At 74.4% G+C, this 17998-nt stretch carries 17 protein-coding genes; 10 read left to right on the top strand and 7 right to left on the bottom strand.

The annotated features are described in order from the left end of the window. Positions 1–4: 4 nt before the first annotated feature. A complete protein-coding gene (locus tag AB0O82_RS11460; protein WP_363582518.1) occupies positions 5–793 on the top strand; it encodes a DUF3050 domain-containing protein in 789 nt (262 codons plus the stop codon). A 73-nt stretch (positions 794–866) separates the two neighbouring features. On the opposite strand, the gene AB0O82_RS11455 is transcribed toward AB0O82_RS11460, so the two are convergent. Then, positions 867–2138, bottom strand: a complete 1272-nt coding sequence (locus AB0O82_RS11455) for an acyltransferase (RefSeq protein WP_363582516.1) — start codon at positions 2136–2138, stop codon at positions 867–869. Positions 2139–2352: 214 nt separating this feature from the next. Between AB0O82_RS11455 and AB0O82_RS11450 the strand changes: the two genes are divergently transcribed. From AB0O82_RS11450 to AB0O82_RS11435, 4 genes are all read left to right on the top strand, one after another. Beyond that, positions 2353–4746, top strand: coding sequence for an ATP-binding cassette domain-containing protein (locus AB0O82_RS11450; protein WP_363582514.1), 2394 nt, complete (start codon positions 2353–2355; stop codon positions 4744–4746). Between the two features lie 129 nt (positions 4747–4875). Continuing rightward, complete coding sequence (locus AB0O82_RS11445; protein ID WP_363582512.1) at positions 4876–5466, top strand: hypothetical protein; 591 nt, start codon at positions 4876–4878, stop codon at positions 5464–5466. 179 nt (positions 5467–5645) lie between these two features. Continuing rightward, positions 5646–6638 (top strand): serine/threonine-protein kinase, encoded by a 993-nt coding sequence (locus tag AB0O82_RS11440; protein WP_363582767.1) that lies wholly within the window; start codon positions 5646–5648, stop codon positions 6636–6638. A gap of 61 nt (positions 6639–6699) precedes the next feature. After that, a complete protein-coding gene (locus tag AB0O82_RS11435) occupies positions 6700–7074 on the top strand; it encodes a DUF1304 family protein (protein WP_350885526.1) in 375 nt (124 codons plus the stop codon). A gap of 21 nt (positions 7075–7095) precedes the next feature. Here the strand turns inward: AB0O82_RS11435 and AB0O82_RS11430 are convergent, their stop codons facing one another. Next, on the bottom strand, positions 7096–8496 hold the full coding sequence (locus AB0O82_RS11430) for a streptophobe family protein (RefSeq protein ID WP_363582510.1): 1401 nt from the start codon (positions 8494–8496) through the stop codon (positions 7096–7098). 413 nt (positions 8497–8909) lie between these two features. Here AB0O82_RS11430 and AB0O82_RS11425 point away from each other — a divergent pair, with 413 nt between their 5' ends. Beyond that, the gene (locus AB0O82_RS11425) at positions 8910–10187 is read left to right on the top strand and encodes a DUF6777 domain-containing protein (protein WP_363582508.1); all 1278 of its coding nucleotides are present in this window, start codon (positions 8910–8912) and stop codon (positions 10185–10187) included. 55 nt (positions 10188–10242) lie between these two features. On the opposite strand, the gene AB0O82_RS11420 is transcribed toward AB0O82_RS11425, so the two are convergent. Continuing rightward, positions 10243–10686 (bottom strand): helix-turn-helix domain-containing protein, encoded by a 444-nt coding sequence (locus AB0O82_RS11420; RefSeq protein WP_363582506.1) that lies wholly within the window; start codon positions 10684–10686, stop codon positions 10243–10245. 136 nt (positions 10687–10822) lie between these two features. On the opposite strand from AB0O82_RS11420, the gene AB0O82_RS11415 reads away from it, so the two are divergent. Then, positions 10823–12070, top strand: coding sequence for an MFS transporter (locus AB0O82_RS11415; RefSeq protein WP_363582504.1), 1248 nt, complete (start codon positions 10823–10825; stop codon positions 12068–12070). Between the two features lie 66 nt (positions 12071–12136). Then, complete coding sequence (locus tag AB0O82_RS11410) at positions 12137–12589, top strand: hypothetical protein (protein ID WP_363582502.1); 453 nt, start codon at positions 12137–12139, stop codon at positions 12587–12589. 73 nt (positions 12590–12662) lie between these two features. Here AB0O82_RS11410 and AB0O82_RS11405 read toward each other — a convergent pair whose 3' ends face one another. Together AB0O82_RS11405 and AB0O82_RS11400 are read right to left on the bottom strand one after the other, a co-directional pair. After that, positions 12663–14255, bottom strand: a complete 1593-nt coding sequence (locus AB0O82_RS11405) for an LCP family protein (protein ID WP_363582500.1) — start codon at positions 14253–14255, stop codon at positions 12663–12665. Then, complete coding sequence (locus tag AB0O82_RS11400) at positions 14248–14823, bottom strand: DUF6542 domain-containing protein (RefSeq protein WP_363582498.1); 576 nt, start codon at positions 14821–14823, stop codon at positions 14248–14250. Before AB0O82_RS11400 ends, AB0O82_RS11405 begins: the two co-directional genes overlap by 8 nt. Before the next feature lie 259 nt (positions 14824–15082). On the opposite strand from AB0O82_RS11400, the gene AB0O82_RS11395 reads away from it, so the two are divergent. Continuing rightward, complete coding sequence (locus tag AB0O82_RS11395; RefSeq protein WP_280680643.1) at positions 15083–15289, top strand: antitoxin; 207 nt, start codon at positions 15083–15085, stop codon at positions 15287–15289. 84 nt (positions 15290–15373) lie between these two features. Then, a complete protein-coding gene (locus AB0O82_RS11390; RefSeq protein ID WP_363582496.1) occupies positions 15374–16084 on the top strand; it encodes a lytic transglycosylase domain-containing protein in 711 nt (236 codons plus the stop codon). Between the two features lie 33 nt (positions 16085–16117). Here AB0O82_RS11390 and galE read toward each other — a convergent pair whose 3' ends face one another. Next, a complete protein-coding gene (galE, locus tag AB0O82_RS11385; RefSeq protein ID WP_363582494.1) occupies positions 16118–17134 on the bottom strand; it encodes a UDP-glucose 4-epimerase GalE in 1017 nt (338 codons plus the stop codon). Positions 17135–17226: 92 nt separating this feature from the next. After that, on the bottom strand, positions 17227–17853 hold the full coding sequence (locus tag AB0O82_RS11380) for a hypothetical protein (RefSeq protein WP_363582492.1): 627 nt from the start codon (positions 17851–17853) through the stop codon (positions 17227–17229). Positions 17854–17998: the final 145 nt, after the last annotated feature.

Raw genomic sequence — 17998 nt, 5'->3', positions numbered from 1 at the left:
CGCCTTGTCCACCAACCGCTACCACTGGGACCGTTCGCACCCCGGCCTGACCAGCCTCCAGCAGGCCATCGACCCGCTGCGCCGCGAGGTGGTCGGCCACGGCGTCTACGGCGGGCTGACCAGCATCGGGCGCGTCCGCACCTTCCTGGACAGCCACGTCTTCGCGGTCTGGGACTTCATGTCGCTGCTGAAGAGCCTGCAACGCGACCTCACCAGCGTCGAGGTCCCGTGGGTCCCGAGCGGGCCGACCGCCAGCCGCCGGCTGATCAACGAGATCGTGCTGGTCGAGGAGAGCGACGAACTCGGGGAGGGCTACACCAGCCACTTCGAGCTGTACGTCGAGGGCATGCGGCAGGCCGGCGCCGACCCGGGCCCGGTGGAGGAGTTCCTGGGGCTGCTGGGCACCGGCACCGCCGTCCCGCAGGCGCTGAAGGCCGCCGCGGTGCCGCAGGCCGCCGTCGACTTCACCGGCACCACCTGGTCGATCATCGAGAACGCGCCGGTGCACTGCCGGGCCGCCGCCTTCGCCTTCGGCCGCGAGGACCTGATCCCGGACATGTTCGCGCAGGTGGTCGGCATCGACGACCCGGACGGCGTGCTCACCGTCTTCAAGGACTACCTGGCCCGGCACATCGAGGTCGACGGCGAGCAGCACACCCCGATGGCGATGCAGATGCTGATCGACCTGTGCGGCGACGACCAGGCCAAGTGGGACGAGTGCGCCGAGACCGTCCGCACCGCGCTGCGCGCCCGGGTGCAGCTGTGGACGGCGATCGAGGCCGCCTTCGCGTAGCGCGGCCCAGGCGCGGCCCAGGCGCGGCTCACCCCGCGCGTCGCGGTACGACTCACGCCACGTGCGGTACGGCTCAGATCACCTTCGGGACGGCGGCGGCCGACGCGGGCAGTTCGTCCGCCGCCCTCCGGAAGCGGTGCAGCGCGGCCCGGCCCTCCGCCCCCCGCACCCGGGCGGCGAGCCGGGCCGGCAGCACCACGGTGGTCAGGTATCCGGTGCCGCCGAACCCCTCGACCGTCCAACTCACCCAGGGAAGCGGATAGTTGGCGGCCGGGCTGAAGAACACCGGCCGGTGCCCCTGGAAGCTCACCCGATAGGCCCCGAACCGGCTCCAGTTCGAGAAGCTGAACCGGCGCTCCTGCGGGTCGAAGCCCAGCGGCACGCAGTCCCGCAACCGGGAGCGGCCGAGCGAGGCCAGGAAGCCGAGATTGGAACGCAGGTTGAGGTGGGCGGCCGGGAACTCCTCGACCGCCGCCCGCAGCGCGCCCGCGAGCGCCGCCGGGCCGTCCTCGGGCCGGTACGACACGTGGACGTCGCCCAGCAGGTTGCCCACCAGGGCGGGTGAAAGTCCGAGCCAGCGCCGGGCGTTGACCGGTACGGTCAGCCAGCGCTCCGCCTCGTCGCCATCCAACTCCCTTATGGTGCTGACGACATGGGCGCATAGCACGTCACCGGAGGAGAGCCGTCGGCCGGCCGTCTCGCTGAACTCCGCGCGCATCCGCTCGACTTCGGCGTCCCCGAAGTAGATCTGGACGGTCCGGTTGGCCCGCGGACCGACCGCCACCTCGCGGGCCAGCAGCTGCGCCTGCGCCGTCGAGGGCACCCGGAAGCCGGGCCGTCCGCAGTCCTCGGCGGGGAGCACCCGGTCCAGCAACTCGTCCTGATCCTCGACCAGTTCGGCCTCCGGCAGCTCCTCGTCCTCGACCGCCGCCGACCAGATCCGCAGCAGCAGCATGAAGCTGTGCAGATCGCCGATCGCGTGGTGCCAGGAGCAGCCCAACACCGTCCCGCCGTCTCCGGTGCGGGTGACCCGGACGGTGAGCAGTGGTACGCCGCCACCGCGCGCGGCCGGGGCGTCCACCGGATCGACCAGTTCGGAGCCGGCGGCCGTCACCCGGCCCATCGCCTCGGCGAGCGTGCCGTCCACGGTGTAGACGTCCAGCGGGACGCCGGAGTCGTCGCAGACCGCTTCGAGGGCGCCTCCCCCGCCGGTGCGCAGCCGCCCGGCGAACACCGGCACCCGGTCGAGCGCGCGGGCCAGCCCGGCGGCCAGCCGGTCCTCGTCCAGCGCCTGGTCGAAGTAGAGCACGACCGAGACGGCGAGGTCCGCCAGCATGGTGTCCATCAGGCCGCAGTGCAGCACCGTTCCGGGGGCACGGCCGGCCCTGACAGTCCGGGATCTTCGCAACACCGGCCAACTACTCATGCGTTCCGTCCCCGATTGTTCGGCGGGTGGCGTGCGGGCACGCCGAACGATAGTGCCGCGCCGTCACAGTGGTCCAGTCCAATCCCGGGATCCGGAAAGGCCGCTGGACTGCTGCGGCGATAGAATGCCCAGCATGGGAGAGCGCCCGGGCGCACCCACCGCGCCGCCCCTCGTCCTGGTCACCGACACCGGGTCGCTGCTGATCGACCCGGCCCTGGCCTACCACCTCGGCCGCGACCCGACCAGCGAGGTCGTCCTGGACGACCCCCGGGTCTCCTGGCACCACGCCGTGCTGCGGGCCACCGACGGGCACTGGCTGCTGGAGGACGCCGGCAGCACCAACGGCACCTACGACCAGGGCCGCCGGGTCGACCGCGAGGACATCGGCCCCGGCACCCGGCTGCGCTTCGGCGACCCGGCCGACGGCCCGTCCGCGACCTTCGCCGGCCTGCCCCGCCCCGACCCCGGCGAACGGCCCTCCCTGCTCGCCCCGCAGGCCTCCGGCACCTTCCGCAGCCCTAGCTCGGTGCTCCAGCTGCCCGGCCGCACGGTCCGGATCGGCCGCTCGCACGACAACGACCTGGTCCTGGACGACCTCGTGGTCTCCCGCCACCACGCCGAACTGCGCGAACTGCCCGGCGGCGGCCACGAGATCGTCGACCTGGACAGCCACAACGGCACCTACCACAACGGCCGCCCGGTGCAGCGGGCAGCGGTCGGCCCGGCCGACATCGTCGGCATCGGCCACTCCGCGCTCTGCCTCGCCGACGACCACCTGGTCGAGTACACCGACACCGGCGAGATCTCCCTGGACGTGCGGCACCTGGTGGTCCGGGTCGGGTCCGACCACCGGGTGCTGCTGGACGACGTGAGCTTCCCGCTCGCCGAGAAGGCGCTGCTGGCGGTGGCCGGCCCGAGCGGCGCCGGCAAGTCCACCCTGCTCAACGCACTCACCGGGCTGCGCCCCGCCGACGAGGGCACCGTGCTGTACGACGGGCGCGACCTCTACCGCGACTACGCCGAACTGCGCCGCCGGATCGGCCTGGTGCCGCAGGACGACATCCTGCACACCCAGCTCACCGTCCGCCGCGCGCTCGGCTACGCCGCCGAGCTGCGCTTCCCCGGCGACACCGCGAAGCACGAGCGGGAGGCCCGGGTCGTCGAGGTGGTCCACGAGCTGGGTCTGGCCGGCCGGGCCGACCAGGTGATCGGCAGCCTCTCCGGAGGCCAGCGCAAGCGGGTCAGCGTCGCGCTGGAGCTGCTCACCAAGCCCTCGCTGCTGTTCCTCGACGAGCCGACCTCCGGTCTGGATCCGGGCATGGAGCGCTCGGTGATGCACATGCTGCGCGGGCTGGCCGACGACGGCCGGACGGTGGTCGTGGTGACGCACAGCGTGCTGAGCCTGAACGTGTGCGACCGCCTGCTGGTGCTCGCCCCCGGCGGCCGGACGGCCTACTACGGCCCGCCGGGCGAGGCACTGGCGTTCTTCGGCTTCGCGGAGTGGCCGGAGGCCTTCGAGGCCTTCGAGAACGAGGACCACGAGGCCTGGCAGCGCCGCTTCCGCACCTCCCCGCAGTACGAGCGGTACGTCGCCGCCGAGGCGGTGTCCCTGACTCCGGCCGCGGCACCGGGAGCGCCGGGGGCAGCGGGGCCGGCAGCGGAGCCGGCGCGGGCACCGGTGGCCGGGCGGGACCCGATCGGCTGGGAGAAGCCGCAGGGCTGGTTCTCCCAGCTGGGCACCCTGGTACGCCGGTACACCGCGGTGCTCGCCGCCGACCGGCTGTTCCTGACCATCATGGTGGTGCTGCCCTTCGTGATCGGCCTGATGTGCCGGGTGATGGCCGGCTCCCGGCTCACCCCGGACAACGCCGTGAACTGCCTGCTCACGCTGTGCATCGGCGGCCTGCTGACCGGCGCCGCCAACTCGGTGCGCGAGGTGGTCAAGGAGCGGGCGATCTACCGCCGGGAACGCGTGGTCGGACTGTCCAGATCCGCGTACCTGGTCTCCAAGGTGGTGGTGCTCGGCACGGTCACGGCCGCCCAGGCCGTCGTGCTGACCGTGGTCGGCCTGGCCGGGGTGGACCTCTCCTGGGCGGTGCCGACCGGGGTGGTGATGCCGCAGCTGCCCGAACTGATCATCGCGGTCGCGCTGCTGGCGTTCTCGGCGATGATGCTCGGCCTGGTGGTCTCGGCGATCGTGGACAAGGAGGAGGCCACCATGCCGCTGCTGGTGCTCCTCTCGGTGGTGCAGATCGTCTTCAGCGGCCTGATGCTCAAGCTGCACGGCGTGCCCGGGCTGGAGCAGTTCGCCTGGCTGATCCCGTCCCGCTGGGGCATGGCCGCGATGGCCCGCACCGTCGAGCTGCACGGCATCTTCCCGAGCTCGATCACCGCCGACCCGATGTTCCGCCACGAGCGCGCCGGCTGGCTGCTCGACATCGCGGTGCTGCCCGGCCTCGCGGTCGCGTACGGGCTGCTGGTGCTGGCCCTGCTGCGGCGGCACGAGCCCGCGATCATGCGGCGCTGAGTCCCGAACAGCGGCCCCGGGCCCCGGCCGACCAGCGCCGGTACAATGGGAAGCGACCTGTGGTGCGAGTCCCATCGCTATGACCGCGCGCAGCCGCGGGCTCGCGCGGCGGAGGAAATGTAGCCGCCCATGGACGAGTTCGCGTTCCGCCCCACCCACGTCGCCCCACCGGCCGGGATGGCCACCTGGGCGGCCCCGGACCCGGCCCGGCCCGCCACCCGGCTGGACGCGCTGCTGCCGGTGCGGGTGGTCGCCCGGCAGGGCGACTGGGCGCAGATCCTCTGCTCCAACGGCTGGACGGCCTGGGTCGACGGCCGCCTGCTGGTCGCCCTCCCGGAGCCGCCGCCCACCGCCGGGGGCCCGCCCACCCGGACGGCGGACCCGCGCCCGGCGCTCGTGGAGGCCGAGGCCGCGGTGGCCCGCTACCGCGCCCTGCTGGAGGACCTCGCGGCGGGCGCCCTGGACCTGGAGGCCTTCCGGGAGCGGACCCGTGGCCTGCGGATCGGCCTGGTCGTCGACGCCGAGGCTCTCTGGGTGTTCGACGCGGTGCGCGACCGCTGGTGCTACTGCGACGGGCTCCAGCTCCAGACGTACGCGGCCACCGACCGGCCGGTGCCCGGGCCGTCGCCCACACCGCCCTCCGCCCCGTCGCCCGCCCCCGCCGCCCCACCGGGGCCCGCGCCCGGTCCGTACGCCCCCACCCGGCCGGGCGCGCCGTGACCCCGGCCGAACGACCTCCCGAACGCCCCCTCGACCGGCCGGCCGCCCGGCCCGCGGCCCAGCCGGCCGAACGGGTGCCCGGAGACCGCCCCGACCGCCCCGGCCATGCCGACCAGCCGGACCACCCCGACCAGCTCGACCACCCCGACCGGCCGTCCGCACCCGGCCTGCCGGCCGGCATGGTCGGGCGCCGGATCGCGGGCTACCGGCTGGAGCGCGAGATCGGCCGCGGCGGCATGGCCGTGGTGTACCGGGCCAAGGACCTGCGGCTCGGCCGGACCGTCGCGGTCAAACTGCTCGCCCCCGAACTGGCCCGCAACGAGGTGTTCCGGCAGCGCTTCATGCACGAGTCCGAGGCCGCCGCCGCGATCGACCACCCGCACATCATCCCGGTGTTCGAGGCCGGCGAGCACGACGGCATCCTGTTCATCGCGATGCGCCACGTCGAGGGCGGCGACCTGCGCGGGCTGATGAACCGGGGAGGCCCCTTCTCGGCCGAGCGGACCGCCCGACTGGCCCTGCAGATCGCCTCCGCGCTCGACGCCGCGCACGACCACGACCTGGTCCACCGGGACGTCAAGCCCGGCAACGTGCTGGTCGCCGCCGGGACGGACAGCGAGCACCCCGAGCACCTGTACCTGGCGGACTTCGGCCTCACCAAGAAGTCCCTCTCGCTGAGCGGCCTGACCAGCGTCGGCCAGATCGTCGGAACGCTGGACTACGCCGCGCCCGAGCAGATCTCCGGCAGGCCGCTGGACGGGCGCTGCGACCAGTACGGCCTCGGCTGCGTGGTCTTCGAGATGCTCGCGGGCTCCCCGCCGTTCCGCCGGGAGAGCGACGTGGCGCTGCTCTGGGCGCACCTCAACGACCCGCCGCCCACCTTGCGCGACCACCGCCCCGACCTGCCCGCCGCCGTCGAGGCGGTGGTCGCCCGGGCGCTCGCCAAGGCCCCCCAGGACCGCTACGCCAGCTGCCTGCAGTTCGTCGCCGAGCTGCGCGCGGCCACCGCCGTCGTGCCCGGCCACGGCGCCGCGCCAAGGGCGTGGAGCGGGAACGGGAACGGGCCGCCGACCCGGGTCGTCCAGGCGGTCGTCCCCGGCCTCGCCGCGGCGGCCGTCGTGCCCGAGCCGCCCGCGTGGGCCGCCCCGGTCGTCCACCCGCCGCCGTGGTGAGCGCCGTACCGTCCACCGCCGTCCGCCCCCCAGGAAGCCGACCCCCAGGAAGCCGACCGCCATGAACGCCGTGAGCCAGGTCTTCGCCGTGATCGCCGCCGCGGTCCACCTCCTCGCGTGGCCGCTGGAGAGCTTCCTGTACGGCCACCCGCGGGTGCGCTTCCTGCTCACCGGCAGCACGGCGGACGCGCCGGAGGTCCGACTGTGGCGCTTCAACGTCGGCTTCTACAACCTGTTCCTGGCGCTCGGCCTGGTCGCCGGACTGGTCCTGCTGCACACCGGGCACGCCGCCTCCGGCCGCGCCGTGATCAGCTACGTCGCCGCTTTCATGGTCGCCGGCGGGATCACCCTCTTCGCCTCGGAGCCGAAGGTCTGGCGCGGCGCCCTCGCCCAGGCGCTGCCGGCGGCGGCGATCCTCATCGCCGAGGCGTTCTGAGCGCGCGCCGCCCGGCAGCCGTCAGCCCGCCCCGGGCACTTCCTTGCCGCCGGGCACTTCACCACCCGAAACCTCGCCGCCGGGGACATCGCCGCTGGAGACCTCGCCCCGGCGGCCGGTGCGGGCGGCCAGCAGGGCGCCCAGCGCACCGGTCAGCAGGCCCCAGCCCGCCGCCAGCGGGACGGCCGTCCACAGCACCGGGCGCAGGGTGAGGCTGCCGCCACCGAGGCCGGCCAGCGGGTTGGCGCCGCCGAGGAGCGAGCCGATCAGGTCGCCGAGGCCGCCCTGGCCGACGCCGACGCCGAGCACCGACAGCCCGTAGTCGGCGTCCGCCCTGGTCCAGAGCCCGACCAGCAGTACCGTCACCGCGCCGGCCAGGGCGAACCGGACGGCGTGCTGCCAGAGCCGGACGGTGCGCGGCGAGCGGTACGCGGCGAGGAAGCCGGCCGCGAGCAGCAGCACGGCGGCCAGCGGCAGCAGCCACCAGCTGCGCGCGTCCTGGTCGGCGAGGGTGCCCAGGCTGATGGTGGCCTGCTGCCCGTCCGGTGCCCGCAGCACCTCGGCGAGCGGCCTGGGCACCGGCAGGCCGAGCGCGCCGCTGAGCCGCCCGTGCCACTGCGCGCCGAGCCCGACGCCGAAGGCGAGCCAGACCAGGTCGGGCAGGGCGAGCAGCAGCACGGCCAGGGTCTGCCGGGCGTTGCCGTGCACGATCGCGGTCAGCACCCCGGCCGCCAGCCCGATCACCAGGTACGCCAGCAGGACCAGCCAGAGCGCGAACGCGGCCGGGCGGACGGCCAGTTGGTAGGGCAGCAGAGCGCGCGGCAGCGGCGCCCGCCGGGACACCGCGAAGGTGCCCGCGAGGACGACGAGCAGCCAGGCCAGCCCGATGCCGACCGTGCTCGGGGCATCCGCGTGGAAGCCGACCTCCGGGGTGAGCCCGAGCGCGCCGCCGATGGTCTGCGCCAGGTCGCCGCCGAGCGGGACGTCGAAGGTGTGCCGGGCGCCGAGGGTGAGCAGCGCGAGGGCGACCAGCCAGATCACCACCGTGCGGGCGATCCGGCCGAGCAGTTCGCCGCCGCCGGCCACCGCGCGGAAACGCAGCTGACGCAGGAATACCTCGGCCATCACCACCGCGCCGGCCAGCGAGACGGACAGCGGCATGGCGCTGATCCCGGCATCCACTGCGGCGAACTGCCCAGCCCCACCGTCGAGTTGGATGGATCCGCCGACGGCCAGCGCCACCGCCCCGGCCAGCACGGCCGGGAAGCCGCCGCCCGGGAGGTCGTCGGCGCCGGCCAGCCAGAGACCGAGCGCGGCCACCGCCGCCATGGCGGCGAACCCGGCCAGCACCACGGCGAGTGCGTCCAGCCAGCCGCGCAGGGCGCCGGGCGGGCCCGCGACCCGGGTGGTGGGCTGCTGCATGGCGCCTCCTCGGTGCGTCGGGCTTCGCGTTCCAGGGTGGCCGACAGCGGGCGGGCACGCTCGGCGACGGCCCCCGCACCTGCTGTTGCGGCGGGTGGGGAGCCGGGGGGAAATGGAGGCCAGTGGCAGGAGCTTCCCGGGTCGGCGCGTCCGTCGGCCGCCTGCGAAACGGAGCCTCGATGAGTTCCCAACCGCCGCCGTCCGGCCCGCCGAGCGAACCGCCCCACGGCCCCCCGTCCGGCCCGCTGGCCGGTCCCCCGTCGGGCGGCGGCCGGTTCGGGCCGCCGTCCGGGGCATCCGGCCCGTCCGGTCCGTCCGGCCCCCCGTCCGGGCCGCCTGGTCCGCCCGGCCCGCCCTCCGGGGACGGTCGGGGGCCGCACACGCCGTGGTGGCGCTCCGGGCGGGGGCTCGCGTTGGCCGCCGGCACGCTGGCGGTGGCCGCGGTGGCCACGGTGCTGATCGTGAACAGCCAGGGTGGTGGTCACCACGACACCCTGCCGGCCGCCAACGAGGTGGCCCTCCAGGCCCCGGCCGACCCGGGGCCGGACCCGTTCACCCCATCGGTGGAAACCCAGGGGGTGAGCGCCCCCGCCCCTGCCCAGGCGCCGCAGTCCGCCCAGGCAGCGCAGTCCGGGCCGGGCGGCCGGTCCACGGCCGCCTCCCCGGCGGTGATCCACAGCGTCGAGGGCAGCTCCGCCGGGCTGTACGGCGGGACGATGACCAAGCCCAGCTGCGACACCGAGCGCCTGATCGGGATGGTCTCCAGCGGGGACGCCGGCCGCGCCTGGGCCTCCGCCGCGGGCGTCCAGCAGTCCGACGTCCCGTCCTACCTGCGCTCGCTGACCTCGGCCTACCTGCGGGTGGACACCCGGGTCACCAACCACAACTACAAGAGCGGCGCCGTCGTCGAGTACCAGTCCGCGCTCCAGGCCGGCACCGCCGTCCTGGTGGACGCCCAGGGCGTGCCCCGGGTGCGCTGCTCCTGCGGCAACCCGCTGAAGCCGCCGGTGCTGGTGAGCGACGCCAAGTACACCGGGAAGGCATGGGCCGGCTTCCACCCGACCACGCTGGTCGTCGTGGTGCCCGCGCCGCAGCCGGTGACCGAGATCATCCTGGTGAACATCGAGACGGGCGGCTGGTTCTCCCGGCTGACCGGGCGGATCGACGTGGTCGACCGGAACGTCGGACCGCCCAAGGGGCCGCTGGCGCCCGGCATCCCGCCGCCGGGGAAGATGACGCCCACCACGCCGGCGGGCACGGCCTCGACGTCGCACTCGACCTCCGCCTCGACCTCCGCCTCGACCTCCGGGGCGACCTCCGCCTCGACCTCCGGGGCGACCTCCGGGTCCGGCTCGGCGACGACCTCGGGTTCGACCTCCTCGGGAGCGACGTCCTCGGGCGCCTCGACCGGGACGGGCTCCGCCTCGGCAACGTCGTCCACCTCCTCGGGCGCCCCGACCGGGACGACCAGGTCGACCGGCACCGCGTCCGCGTCCACCGGCTCCTCGGCCAGCTCGTCCACGGGGTCGTCCACCACCAAGACGCCGACCCAGACGCCGAGCACCAAGGCCCCGGAGAGCACGACCGGCTCCACCGCGACGAACACCACCAACGGCACCACCGCGACGACCACCGCGACGACCACCGAGCCCCCGAAGACCGCGACGGCCGGGAGCGCCACCCCCAGCTGATCCGCCCGACCCCCGGCACCGCCCGCCGCCCATCCGCCGCCGGTGGCGGCGCACCTCAGGGCAGCAGCACCTCGGCGTCCTCGGGCCCCAGCACCCGGCCGCCGGCCACACGGACCTCCATCGCCTCGATCGGCGCGCCCGTCCCGCGTTCCACCAGCCGGGCGCGCGGCTCGCCCTCAGCGAAGAACCACTGGTCGCCCCACTGCCGCAGCGCCGTGATCACCGGGAAGAGGGCGCGCCCCTTCTCGGTCAGCACGTACTCCTGGTACGGGCTGCCGTCGGCGGCCGGCGCGAGCGCGAACACCCCGTTGGCGACCAGGTTGGCGAGGCGGGCCGAGAGGATGTTCCTGGCGAGGCCCAGGTTCTTCTGGAACTGGCCGAAGCGGCGCAGCCCGTCGAAGGCGTCGCGGACGATCAGCAGCGTCCAGCCGTCGCCGACGACGTCGAGCGGGCGGGCGACCGGGCAGGTCGACTCCTCGTGCGTGGTGCGCTTCGGCACTTCTCCCACCTTCCACCGGTCGGCGCCCAGCCTATCGGCGAGTCGCGCGGTTGCTTATTGAAACCACATTATGCCATGGTGGCGTGGTAGCACTTTGAAACCAGTCGGCCGTGCCCGCCACCAGGAAGACCCGCCCATGACCTCGCCCACCCGCGCCACCGCCGCCACCGCCGCCGAAGCACCCTCACGTGGCCTGCCACCCGCCGCCGCCTGGCTCCTCTCCGTCGCCTGCGGCCTCGCCGTCGCCAACGTCTACTACTCACAGCCCCTGCTCGACCTCATCGCCGCGGACTACGGCATCGACCCGGCCACCATCGGCCTCGTCGGCACCCTCACCCAGACGGGCTACGCGCTCGGCCTGCTGCTGCTCGTCCCGCTCGGCGACCGCGTCAACCGCCGCACCCTCACGACCGCCCAGCTCGGGCTCTCCGTGCTCGCCCTCGCCGCCGTCGCGCTCGCCCCCTCCGCGTTGCTGATGCTCGCCGCGATGGCTGCCGTCGGCGTCCTCGCGGTGGTCGCCCAGGTCGTCGTCGCGTACGCGGCCTCGCTCGCCGCGCCCGCCGACCGGGGCCGGGTGGTCGGCACCGTCACCAGCGGCATCGTGGTCGGCATCCTGCTCGCCCGCACCGTCGCCGGCACCATCGGCGACCTGGCCGGCTGGCGCGCCGTCTACGTGGTGTCCGCCGTCGCCACCGGCGCGATGGCCCTCGCCGTCGCGGTCGTCCTCCCGGCCGAACGCCACCGACCGTCGGCGCAGACCGAGCAGACCGAGCAGACCTCGCAGACCGCACGGATCAGCTACCCCCGGCTGATCGGCTCGGTGTTCACACTCTTCGCCGAGGAGCCCGTGCTCCGCGCCCGGGCGGTCCTCGCGCTGCTCACCTTCACCTCCATCACCGTCCTGCTCACCCCGATGGTGCTCCCGCTCGCCGCCCCGCCGTTCAGCCTCAGTCACACCCAGATCGGGCTGTTCGGCCTGGCCGGCGCCGCCGGAGCCCTGGGCGCCGGCCACGCGGGCCGCCAGGCCGACCGCGGCCGGGCCGAACGTACCGCCGGCATCGGCCTGTTGGCCATGCTCGCCGCCTGGATCCCGGCGGCCCTGCTGCCGCACTCGGTGTGGTGGCTGGTGCTCGCCATGGTGGTGATCGACTACGGCCTGCAGTCCGTGCACGTGGTCAACCAGCACCTGCTGTACCAGGTCCGCCCCGAGGCGCAGAGCCGGCTCACCGCCGGGTACATGCTCCTCTACTCCGCCGGCTGCGCGGCGGGCGCGATCGGCTCCACCGTCGTCTACGAGCGCTGGGGCTGGACGGCCGTCTGCCTCCTCGGCGCGGCCACCAGCCTGGCCGCGCTGCTCTACTGGCTTGCCAGGAAGCAGAATTGACGAAACCCCCGAACCGCTCCTTCCCCTGATCCGACGGCGCGTCACGGGGCGGGTATCGTCCCGGCCATGAAGGCAGTGTTACGCCGGGTGTGGTCCCTTCCGTTGGCGGGCGCGGTGGTCTCGCTGCTGGTGCTCTGCTGGAGCCTGTTCGCCGCGTCCGCGCAGTGGCGGGCCGCGAGCCGGATAGACGCCGCGCCGCTGCGGGTGGACGGGACGGTCAGCGCCGTGGCCCTGCGCAAGGGCGGCTGGCTCTACACCGTCACCTACCGGGTGGGGGATCGCGACTACCGCACGTCGGCGCTCGGCCTCAAACGGGTCGAGAAGCCGCACGTCGGGATGACCGTCCCCCTGGAGGCGGCGGCGGACGACCCGGCCACCGTCCGCGTGGCCGGTGACCACTACCCCAACGACGACATGCCCGCGACCTACGTGCTGGCCGCGGTGGGCGCCACGGCGGTCCTGCTGTGGCTGGTCGGCCTGCTCGTCCAGCGCGCCCGGGGCCGGACTCCCCTCCCGTGACGGCCGGTTCGGCCGCCGGGCCGGTTCGCCCGCCGCCTCGTGGGTGCGGCCGCGCGGCGCCCGCCGCCGCCCGTCAGTCCACGCAGGGGATGCCGCCGGCCTTGACGGCGGGGCCCTGCATGGGGAGGCCGGCGGCGGGGTCGGTGGTCGCGTCGCCCGGCCCGGTGGCGGCGGCGGAGGGGCTGGGGGTGCGGGTGACGGCGAGGGTGACGACGATGTGGCCGGGGGCGACGACGGCGGCCGCGGTGGCGGTGACGCCGTAGCGGGTGGCGAGCTGCTGGGCGTCGGCCTTGGCGCCGCTGCCGTAGGTGACGGTGGTGGCCCTGGTCCTGGCGGCGGCGTCGCCGATCTTCCCCGGCTGGTAGCCGAGTTCGGTGAGGGCCTTGGACTCGGTGGCGGCCGCGCCGGCGCCCGCGACGGCGTTGACGTCCACGACGGCCCTGGTCACGGTCGGGGAAGCCGCGGACGGCGAGGGGGTGGCGGTCTCGGCGGCCGTCTCGGTGGGCGCGGGGACGGCCTGGACGGGGGCCGGCTCGCGGTTGAACAGCTGCCGGACGATCTTCTTGATCAGCTCCGGGTTGACGGTGTTGACCTCCTGGCCGCCGACGGTCTTGAACCCGGTGATCGGCAGGGTGTTGAACTCGACGTTCCCGCCGGTGAGGTTGGGCGCCTGCTGGGCGAAGTCGAGGATGTTCCACTCGTTGTCGATGACGACGTCCTTCTTCACCACCCCGAACAGCTTCTGCATCTGCCCGAAGTCGTTGAGGATGCCCTGCTGCTTGAGCCGGTACTCGACGGAGGAGATGAACGCCTGCTGCCGGTGGGTGCGGTCGAGGTCGCCGTTGGCGAGGTGGTGGCGCTGGCGGACGAAGGAGAGGGCCTGGGCGGCGTTGAGGGAGCTGATGCCGGCGGGGAGCTTGAGGCCGGTTCCGCCGCCCTCGTGGGCGGCGGTACGGGCGATGATCGGATCGTCGACGGGGTGGTTGAGGCAGACCTGGATCGGCTCGACGGCCTTGGCGATGTCGTAGAAGCCGATCAGATTGACCTCGGCGAAGTGGTCGATCGGGACGTCGAGGAAGCTCTGCACGGTCTGGATGGTGGCGGAGCGCCCGGCTTCGCGGCTCTGCCGTTCCAGGTCGGCCTTGGAGAGCCCCTTGCCGGCGAGTTTCTGCTCGGCGGCCACCTTGGCGATGCCGTAGGCCTCCTTGATCTTGTGCATCTTGCCGTCGGCGCCGGCGGTCTGCACGTAGTCGTCGCGCGGGACGGACAGCGCGGTGACCTTGCCGCCGTTGGCCGGGATGTGCAGGACGATCAGGGCGTTGGTGTTGTAGCCGCCGATCTCGCTCGACCCGGCGTGCAGTTCGTCCTCGACGAACTGCTTGGGCAGGTCGTTGCCGTCCATGTCCTTGCGGCTGTCGAGGCCGATCAGCAGCAGGTTGACGGACTTGTCGAGGTGGGGCGGGGCGTTCTTCTTGGCCTCGCTCAGCGCGGTGGACTTGGTCATGCCGTCGTCGAGGCTGCGGTACTCGTACCAGGTGAAGCCGCTGGCACCGAGGACGGCGACGGAGACGGTGCAGGCAAGGGTGCGCCCGGCGACGGTCAGCGGGGCGGTGCCGCGGCGCGGGGCGCGGCCGCGCGGGCGGAGGCGGGCGGCGCGATCAGCCACGACGGCTCCTTCCGGTCGGGGTGCCCGCACTGCGGGGCCGTCGGCGGTCGAGCGCGACGCGGACCGCGACGACCAGCAGCGCGACCCCCACCGCCGCCGCCATCACCGGGAACGCCCCCACCACCCACCGCAGCGCGCCGGTGCCGAGCTGCTTGCCCTGGTACGCGTCCCGGTTCGCCAGGTACTCGATGCCGGCGGCGCCGAGCAGCACCACGAGCGGGGCCGCGGTGACGACCCACCAGCGGCCGGCCCGGCTGCACAGCGCCGCCGCGGCGCCCGTCCCGCCGACCGCACCGACCGCGAAGAGCACGCCGACGCCGGGGCCGCCGAGTTCGTCCGCGACACCGCCGAGGACGGGCAGGCCGACGGCGGTGAGCAGCACCGTCAGCCGGCCTCCCCGGCGGGCCTGCGGCCGGCGGCGGGAGGCCGCGGTCCGTGGCGGGCGGGCGGCGGGTGGCGCGGCGGGCTCCGCCCGGTCGGCCGCGCGCGAGCGCTGCGCGGGCAGGGCGGGGTCCTCGGTGCGCGGTCCCGCGTCCTGGTACGGCGTTCTCGCCCGCTGCCCGGCCATGCGCACTTCCCTCGCTCGTTTCGGCTGCCGCGGCGCGTGCGCGCCGCCGTGCGTGCCGGGACGCGTTCCGTCCTGGTGGCGGTTCCCAACTTCTACAGTTCTGTAGAAGTTGGGCTGGAGCATACAAACCCATTTCAGCAAAGTCATCCGCCGTCCTTCGGCAGCGGCCGAGCGCCCGGTGGGCCGTCGTTAGGATGGTCATGATCCCCCGCCACGTCGGCACACCATCAGGAACGCGTCAGAGGAGCAGAGCGTCACCATGTTTGAGAGTCTGAAGAACCTCGCGGACAAGGCCACCGACCTCGCCCGCGAGCACAGCGACGTGCTCGGGCAGGGCCTGGACAAGGTCGGCGACGTGATCGACGACCGCACGGACGGCAAGTACAGCGGCCAGATCGACACCGGCGTCGAGAAGGCCAAGGGCTTCCTGCGCAACCTCGACGGCGAGCAGAAGCCGGCCGAGTAGCCTGCCACCGGGCACGGTCGCCGGCGCGATCGGCAGTACGACGGTCGAACAAGGACACGGGCGCACGGGGAGGGGTCGGCAGCGATGAGCGAGGGGCAGCAGGGGTTGCGCTGGGGACGCTGGCTGGTCGTCGGCGTACTCGTCGCGGCCGGGTGGGGCATCGTCCACGGCGGCGACCACCCCACCACGGCGTCGTCCGACGCCTCCCCGTCCGCGACCCCCTCCCCGGACGGTGCCGCGCCCTCCGCGTCCGCGTCCTCCCCGTCCGAGTCCGCCTCGACCGCGCCGTCGAAACCGTCGAAGCCGTCCAGCCGCTACGACCCCGCCGACTACGCGGCCCCGGTGCGCCGGTACGCCGCCGAGGCCGGGGTCAACCCGCAGCTGCTGATGGCGATCCTCTACAACGAGTCCTACAAGCCGCACGACCCGGAGCTCGAACGGGCCTGGCAGCGCGGCAAGCCCGAAGCCTCGTTCGGCATCGCCAACATGCACCGCGCCGCCTTCGACGACACCAAACCCGGCCGCCCCTTCGCCGACCGCAAGTGGGAGGAGCTGCCGGACGACCGCGACCTGGCCGTCCAGGCCGCCGCCTGGCACCTGCACGACCTGGCCGGGCAGCTCCCGGCGCGGCCGAGCGCGCCGCTGAACCACGACGAGCTCCTCGCCCTCGGCTACAACGCCGGCGCGGGCAACATGCTGGCCTTCGCCCGCGGGGTCAAGGTGGGCTCCCAGGCGCAGTCCTACCTCGACCGGCTGCACGACAACTGGGCCAAGTCCGGCACGGCCGTCCAGTAGCGCGGGCGCCCCCGGGGGCGCCCGCGCCGGGGATCAGCTGGCGCCGAGGCGGGCGGCCCACTGCGCGCGCCAGGCCAGCGCGTCGGCGACGCCCTCGGCGATGCCCCGCCGCGGCTGCCAGCCGAGCAGCTCCCGGGCGGTGTCGACGGCCGCGTAACAGCCGATCACGTCGCCCGGCCGGGGGCCCGCCTCGCGGACGTCGAGCTTCACGCCGACGGCCTGCTCGAAGGCGGCGATCAGCTCGCGCACGGTGGTGCCGTCGCCCGTGCCCACGTTGATGACCCGGTAGCGGTCCTCGGCGCCCTCGGCGATCACCTCGTCGAAGCGGAGCAGCGCCGCGACGTGCGCCTCGGCGAGGTCCCGCACGTGGACGTAGTCGCGGATGCCGGAGCCGTCCCTGGTCGCCCAGTCGACACCGGTGACGGTGAACGGGGTGCCGTTGGTGTGCGCCTCGATCAGCTTGCCCAGGGCGTGGGTGGGGTTGAGGTCCTGGAGTCCGGTGCGCAGCCGCGGGTCGGCACCGATCGGGTTGAAATAGCGCAGGGAGATGACCCGCTGCCGCTCGGCGCCCTCCCCCCTGGTCCAGTCCTGGAGCACCTGCTCCATCATCAGCTTGGTGCGCGCGTAGGGGCTGTTGGCCTCGACCGGGCTGCTCTCGTCGACCCGCGCGTCCGGGGTGGGCGCGTAGATGGAGGCGGAGCTGCTGAAGACGACGCGGGTGCAGCCGTGACGCTGGAGGGCGTCGAGCAGTTCGACGGTCTTGCCGACGTTCTCCCGGTAGTAGTACAGCGGCCTGGCCACCGAGTCCGGGACGACGATCCTGGCCGCGCAGTGCACGGCGGCGTCGATGTCCGGGTGCTCGGCGAAGATCCGGTCGAGCAGGGCCGTATCGGCGACGTCGCCCTGGTAGAACACCTTGCCCTCGACGAACTCGGCCCGGCCCTTGGACAGGTCGTCCAGGATGACCGGGGTGATGCCCTGGTCGAGGAGGGCGAACACCACCGAACTGCCGATGAATCCCGCGCCGCCGGTGATCAGGACCTTCTTCATGCGCGGACGCTCCCTTGCGGTCGGCCGGGCGCCCGGTGGCGCCCGGTGGCTTCTGGGACGGTGGTTCGCGCTCGATGGTTCCGCCGCCGGGCTCACCGGCGGCGGAGCCAGAATCCGGTGGCGACCAGCACGACGGCCGCGACGGCGGTGCCGATCGCGGCCCAGGTGGCGGCGTCGGGCGTGGTGTCGGAGGGGGTGTCCCGGGCGGCGGAGCGGGCCCGGGCGGCGCTGTCGGCGGCCGTCGGGGCGGTCGGGACCGTGGGTGGGGCCGTGGGAGCGGGCGCGGGTATCGGGGCCGGGGCGCCGGTCGTCGCGCCCGTCGCCCCCGACAGCGGAGAATCGCCGATCACCGCGGCCTCGACGTCGAGTTCACCCTCGCCGTGCCCCGGCGAGGGGAACGCGCAGTCGACGCTCACCCGCCAGTGCCCGGCCGGGAGGATCTCCCGGGTGGTGTACGTCCCCGGCTCGCCCGGGACGGCGACCAGGCGCCAGGGGCCGACCGTGCGCCCGTCGGTGGCCGTCGCGGCCAGCGTGCCGGTGAACTCCCCGGTGACCGGGTCGTGGTCGTCCTCCCAGGTGGCGATGGTGCTGACGCGGCCGTTCCGCTGGCCGGAGACGTCCAGGTGGACGGTGTCGCCGTGGGCGGCGACCGGCACGGCGGCGGGCAGCACGGCCGCACCGGCGAGGGCGAGGGCGACGACGAGGGGTCGGGTTCGCATGGCGGGAAATCCTCGTGAGGGGTGAGGGGCAGGGAGCGGTGACGCCGGGTGCGGCGGGTGTGCCGCAGCGCGGGCAGTTGTCGCTGCGCACGGCGGTGGCCGCCTGGGACTGCGCCGGGATGGCCGCGCCGGCGGCCGAACCTCC

The sequence above is a fragment of the Kitasatospora sp. NPDC088264 genome (assembly GCF_040685715.1).
GTDB lineage: Bacteria > Actinomycetota > Actinomycetes > Streptomycetales > Streptomycetaceae > Kitasatospora.
The sequence above is the reverse complement of the archived record's forward strand: the minus strand, read 5'-3'. Positions and strand labels throughout refer to the sequence as shown.

Excerpts from the sequence above, each read along its gene's own strand:
- AB0O82_RS11455 (WP_363582516.1), bottom strand. The coding sequence starts at position 2,138 with ATGGACACCATGCTGGCGGACCTCGCCGTCTCGGTCGTGCTCTACTTC.
- AB0O82_RS11450 (WP_363582514.1), top strand. The coding sequence starts at position 2,353 with ATGGGAGAGCGCCCGGGCGCACCCACCGCGCCGCCCCTCGTCCTGGTC.
- AB0O82_RS11445 (WP_363582512.1), top strand. The coding sequence starts at position 4,876 with ATGGACGAGTTCGCGTTCCGCCCCACCCACGTCGCCCCACCGGCCGGG.
- AB0O82_RS11440 (WP_363582767.1), top strand. The coding sequence starts at position 5,646 with ATGGTCGGGCGCCGGATCGCGGGCTACCGGCTGGAGCGCGAGATCGGC.
- AB0O82_RS11435 (WP_350885526.1), top strand. The coding sequence starts at position 6,700 with ATGAACGCCGTGAGCCAGGTCTTCGCCGTGATCGCCGCCGCGGTCCAC.
- AB0O82_RS11430 (WP_363582510.1), bottom strand. The coding sequence starts at position 8,496 with ATGCAGCAGCCCACCACCCGGGTCGCGGGCCCGCCCGGCGCCCTGCGC.
- AB0O82_RS11415 (WP_363582504.1), top strand. The coding sequence starts at position 10,823 with ATGACCTCGCCCACCCGCGCCACCGCCGCCACCGCCGCCGAAGCACCC.
- AB0O82_RS11410 (WP_363582502.1), top strand. The coding sequence starts at position 12,137 with ATGAAGGCAGTGTTACGCCGGGTGTGGTCCCTTCCGTTGGCGGGCGCG.
- AB0O82_RS11400 (WP_363582498.1), bottom strand. The coding sequence starts at position 14,823 with ATGGCCGGGCAGCGGGCGAGAACGCCGTACCAGGACGCGGGACCGCGC.
- AB0O82_RS11395 (WP_280680643.1), top strand. The coding sequence starts at position 15,083 with ATGTTTGAGAGTCTGAAGAACCTCGCGGACAAGGCCACCGACCTCGCC.
- AB0O82_RS11390 (WP_363582496.1), top strand. The coding sequence starts at position 15,374 with ATGAGCGAGGGGCAGCAGGGGTTGCGCTGGGGACGCTGGCTGGTCGTC.
- galE (WP_363582494.1), bottom strand. The coding sequence starts at position 17,134 with ATGAAGAAGGTCCTGATCACCGGCGGCGCGGGATTCATCGGCAGTTCG.
- AB0O82_RS11380 (WP_363582492.1), bottom strand. The coding sequence starts at position 17,853 with ATGCGAACCCGACCCCTCGTCGTCGCCCTCGCCCTCGCCGGTGCGGCC.